Annotated in this window: 2 protein-coding genes; both read right to left on the bottom strand. The window is 32.7% G+C overall.

Annotated elements, in window-relative coordinates; genetic code table 11:
• Window positions 1-38: 38 nt before the first annotated feature.
• A complete protein-coding gene (locus ENO17_04825) occupies window positions 39-4,175 on the bottom strand; it encodes an AsmA family protein (protein ID HER24354.1) in 4,137 nt (1,378 codons plus the stop codon).
• Between the two features lie 326 nt (window positions 4,176-4,501).
• Window positions 4,502-4,864, bottom strand: a complete 363-nt coding sequence (locus ENO17_04820; protein ID HER24353.1) for a nucleotide pyrophosphohydrolase — start codon at window positions 4,862-4,864, stop codon at window positions 4,502-4,504.
• Window positions 4,865-5,369 lie beyond the last annotated feature (505 nt).

The raw sequence follows: 5,369 nt of genomic DNA, 5'->3' as shown, positions 1-5,369 counted from the left end.
CATTTTATGTTCCCCCTTCGCATATTTTTGATATTTTATTAAAACTCAAATTTTAATTCAAATTTTAATTCATAAGTATCATCTTGTGAGCCAACTGAACCTATTTGCGTACTTAAAGTTAGGTCATTTTTAAGTTTATATTCTAATTCCAAATCGCCTACTCCCATTTCCAATAAAGGCGCAGAATAGGATAAATAAAAATTTTCGGAAAAATACTTTCCTATTTTAAGGGCTAAGCTGTCTAAAGTAAAACCAGGAATAAAGGCTAAATCAGAATCCTGCTCTTGTTTAAAGATGGTCTCAATCTTAAACTCATCCAATCCTAAAGAATTAGCTATTTCATTTTCTATCTGGTTTAAAAATCTTATACTCAATCCTTGAGCTAATAAATTAATCATTTCTTCTTGTAAAATTGTTCCCATCTCTCCTTCGGTTAATCCGGCATAGTTTTTATTAAACATTAATAGAGCAATTATCTCACTTTCACTTAAAACAGGAGAAGAACTAAAAGTAATCACGGGTTGAGCAAGAATTCCGCCTACATCGACAAACACATCTATGTCATCAATTTCAGCCTTTGCTTTTATATCTAAAATCATATCTTCCCCGGTAGAATCGGCAAATATCATTTTGCCCTTAGATACTCTGAATTTCCTATCTAAAAAGGTGACATAGCCCTGTTTAATCTCTAATCCCCCATTTAATTTGGGATCAGATAGATCACCTTGCACCTTTAGACTCCCCACTAATTTCAAATCAAAATCATTGGTCTTAGCCATAAAATCATCTAAAATTTTTACTTCAAGATCGATATCTCCTTTAAGGTTACCTAATTCAGATAAAAATTTTAATGGATTAGAAGGGATTTCTTTTTTATTTTTTCCCCAGTTCAATTCTCCCTGAGAAAGAGTTAATTTACCCTCTATGCGCGGAGAGGTAAAGAATCCGGTCATTTTGGCCTGCAAATCAGCTTGAGCTTTAAAAATGTCCTGGTATAAAATTTCCTCCTTATTACTCCATATATTAATATTTAAATCCTGAAGTTGCAAGTTTTTCAAAGCAAATTCTCCGCAAGTATAAATTCTGTATTGTTCGATCCGGAAATTCATATCATCTATTTTAACCAAATTATCTTCCAGATGCATTAAAACACTTAAGTCGCTTATCTCGGTGGGAAATGCATAAAGATTTATCAATTCAACCTTAAGGTCGATATTACCATTTAATATCGGTTGGTTTAAAGTCCCAGAAAGTTTTAATTCGGCATTAGTTAAACCCTGGATTTGTTTAATATCTTCTTTAAAAAACATGCTAATAAAACTTAAATCGGTATTCTCCATAGTAAGGACAAAATCTAAGGGAATGTTAGTTAAACTTGAGGCAACTTTTTCTTTGCCTCTAAATGAAAATTCATAAGGGATCTTTCCTTTTCCTTCTATTTGGTGACCTTCTTTATCCAGAATAAATTGCTTAACCTCCAAGATACCCTGATTATAGAGGGCTTCAAAAGTAAGGTTATCGAAAATAAAATCCTGAAATTTCCCCTTTTCAATCTTGGTCGATAAAGTTATATTTGGTAATTCAATATCTCCGGTTGCCTCTGCCTTAAAGTTCACCAGACCTTCAATTTTGTCTTCTATACCAAAAAGATTAGATAATTGCCCTAAATCTAAATTATCTGCTGAAAGGTGAAGATCTAAATTTTTATTATTCTCATCAAGATTAATCCATCCTCCGGCTACAAGTTCCCCTTTTCTTTGGCTTAATATTAAGCGATTAATCCTTGCCACAGAACCAATTTTATCTAACTTTACTTCTATGGAATTTACGGGTACTCCTTCTAACTGGGCATCTTCAATCAGGGCGGATAGATATAAATCTGGAGAAGCACAATCACCTTTTATCTCTAAAGAACCTGTGGCTTTTCCTCTAAACTTACTCATTGAATTCGGTGGTAAAAAATAGGACATTAGATGGACAATCCTCTGGTTTAAGAAATTAACCCTTAGATCCAAGGGGAATCCTTCTTCCAAATTAACTTCACCCTGGACATAGAGCTGAGATTTACCAGAACTTAATACTAAACTTTTTATATTTATATTTTTATCTTTAAAGGAAAAGGTTAGATTCCCAGACTCTGCTATATAATTTGCTATATTAATTTTTTTTATTTGCAGATCACCATTTGCTGTAAATTGAGATCCATGGCTTTGGATGAAAATATCTCCTTGCGCTATACCGGAAAGTGGTAGTTCAAGGTTAAAATATTTTGCCAAAACATTTAAATCTGCTTGCTCTACCTGTAAATTTGCTTTTATTTCTACTTCATTTTTTGTTTTGAAAGAATCAGTACTTCCAGTACCTCTAAGGGTTAATCCTTCGTTCTGAAAAAGAAGATCCTCCAGCTTTAGCAGGTGTTCCTGATAATCTACCTTACCCTCCAAATAATTAAAAGATAGCCCGGATATCTCTCCTTCTCTCACTTCAATTTTCCCCTTAATCTTGGGATTTTCCAAAAGACCATTCAATATTCCGCTAAAATTAGCTTGTCCCTCAATATCCTTATAATTTAAAGCTTCTCCCAAGCCTTTTAAATTAATTTCCTCAGCTTTTAATTTTAAATCCATAACCTTACCTGGAGAAATTGTACCGTCTGCTTGTAACAAAACATTTCCTAATTCATTATTTTCGATTTTTATTTTAGCTAAAAGATTAGTTTCTTCTCCTTCATCGATCCTCCCTTTTAGATCTACTTTTCCTGACAATGTACCATTTTTCAAATAATTAGCAACAAGGGGCTTAAGGAGATTACTTTGGGTATCAAGACGGGAAAAGTCGAAAGAAAAGTTATATTCAGGAACTTCCTTGCTTAAATTAACTCCTCCTGTCCCTTTAATTAATCCACCTGCGGTCTCTGTTGTTATTTCTTTTAGATGAATCCCTGCTGGATCATAATAAAATCCAGCGGATAGATTTAAAAAATCATTACCTGCAATGATTCCTTCCTTAACGGATAATTTCCCCTCAACTTGAAAGTTATTTTCTAATCCACTAACTTCCATCTCCAAATTAGATTTGCCTTCAAGGGGAAAATCAGCAGATAAAGATAGATATTTTCGGACTTCTTTTGCTAAATCACTTAACTTAAAATCATCAGATTTTATTTTTATATTATAATCAAATTTATCCACATAGCTTAACTTTCCCTGGAGGGAAAAAGGAGAGTTCTGACAGATAGCAGTAATATTTTCAATGCTGATTTCCTGAGAATCAAAAATGACTGAACCATTCACTTGCTTTACTTCCAAATTATTCCAAAGATCAGAATATAAATCAAGGTCTTTAACGGAAATTTTCCCCTGCCAATTAATAACTTTTCCCGATATGCCGCCCAAATTATTAGTCAAGCGTAAATTCGAATCAAAAAACCCCTTTTTTACCGTAAGAACTCCATCCTGAACAAAATAATATTGGAAGTGAGCAATTTCCGCATCTTTAAAAGTAAAATCAAGTACATAGTCTGTTTTTCCAATATAAAAATAACCCTCCAAAAGAAGAGGAGTATCATCTTCTTTTCTATTGGCTGAGCAATTAAATTCCACTTTGGGTAATCCTGCTAAATGAAAATAACCATTTAATTGCTTTATTGAAGTTAAAAGACCATTTTCTTTGTTAGTTTTGTAATCAATATATTCCAGATTTCCCTCTTTTACACTCACTCCCTTAATTGGACACAAACTAACCGTACTAAAATTAAATTTTTCCATAAAATCAAAGGCTCCCTGACTATCCCTAATTAAAGTCATCCAGGGTTTTACCAGGGTGATGTCTCCAATTTTAAGTGGCTCCTCCTTTTTTAAGGTAGAGAGAAGATTTAGATCATAATCGATAATTACTTCTTCGGCTTCAAAAATTTTATCCTTATCAAGTAATGATCTGTTTTTAAATACCTTAAAATCAGATAAAGTGACCGATTTAAGAGAGTATTTTTTAACACTCCCAATATAAACCCCCCGATCAATGGAACTCTCTATCTTAGAAATGATCTGGTATTTTATCTCATTTTTAACCCGATTACTCCGAATCGCAAAATATCCTCCTGCAATTAGAATAATAAAAATCAAACTAAATAATATGATTTTTAGTAAAGATTTTTTTGATTTTTTCTCAGGCATGAATTTATTCTCCGAATAAGTAGTCGTTAGTCGTTAGTAGTAAATGAAAAATACAAAATCAGTTTACAGTAAATAAAGGCTTTTTGAAACATGTAATTCGAAACTTTTAACTTGTTACCCATCACTTATTACTGTATTTTATTCTGGCTGATTAATCTCCTCTACGCTATCTAATCTTCTTGTTCCTGTTTTCTTACTTCTTATCTCTTTGCTATATACTAACGACTATTCACTAAATACTAAATTATTATATCATATATTTTATATAGGTTAAATTTAATTTTCTTAATTTAAATATACTTTTTTTATCGAGAGTAAATAAGCTTTTAGTTATTTATTTCTTTTTCAGCTCTTTTCATCTTTTTCCAAAGTGCTAAAGCTTCTTCGGGAGTATTTACTTTTATATCTCCAAAGACATGAGGATGTCTTCTAATAAATTTCTTTACTGCTCCAGTAAGTACATCGGAATAATTAAATAAACCTTTTTCCCGAGCAATTTCAATCTGCATAAGAATTACCATTAACAAGTCCCCCAATTCTTCACAGAGATTATCTTTAGATTTATTCTTAACTGCTTGGGAAACTTCTTCAGCTTCTTCCAAAATATTGGGGGCCAGAGATTCCAAGGTCTGCTTTCGGTCCCAAAGACAACCTTCTGGCCCCCTTAATTTCACAATAATATCTATCATTTCCGCAAATAATTCTTTCTCTTTTTCGTACACTGCTTCCCCCGTCCTTTACCAGTCGTTAGTTATTAGTGAATAGTCGTCAGTATATCGTATTGTCTTAAGAAAATCACAATTTAGGATCGGACACGCTATATATCGTGCCTAAAGGAGAATCGATATTCCCCGTTTTTACATTATTTTGAATGTAGGGGTCGGATTTATCCGACCCGTGTTTTGCGGATTTGATAAATCAAGCCCCTACATCTGATATTCATCTAAAACTTGTAACCTGCAGTCTGTAACCCGAAACTTCTTTCTCATTAATATATTCTATACAATATCTATTCCCAATAACAAGGAGATGATATTTATATCGATAGATTGAAAATATTTACCAGCTAAAACTCAATCCGAATCTATTAGGTATTAACCACTCTAAAGCCAGGTGTTCGTTGATTTGATAAACCACTTCTTTGGTGTTTGTTTCCCATCCACTTTGAGTAAATTGTCCTCCATAATTTAGCTG

It is taken from the genome of Candidatus Atribacteria bacterium (genome assembly GCA_011056645.1).
In the GTDB taxonomy this organism is placed as follows: Bacteria; Atribacterota; Phoenicimicrobiia; order Phoenicimicrobiales; family Phoenicimicrobiaceae; genus Sediminicultor; species Sediminicultor quartus.
The sequence above is the reverse complement of the archived record's forward strand: the minus strand, read 5'-3'. Positions and strand labels throughout refer to the sequence as shown.

Coding starts and splice junctions, on each gene's coding strand:
- ENO17_04820 (HER24353.1), bottom strand. CDS start 4,864: ATGATAGATATTATTGTGAAATTAAGGGGGCCAGAAGGTTGTCTTTGG.
- ENO17_04825 (HER24354.1), bottom strand. CDS start 4,175: ATGCCTGAGAAAAAATCAAAAAAATCTTTACTAAAAATCATATTATTT.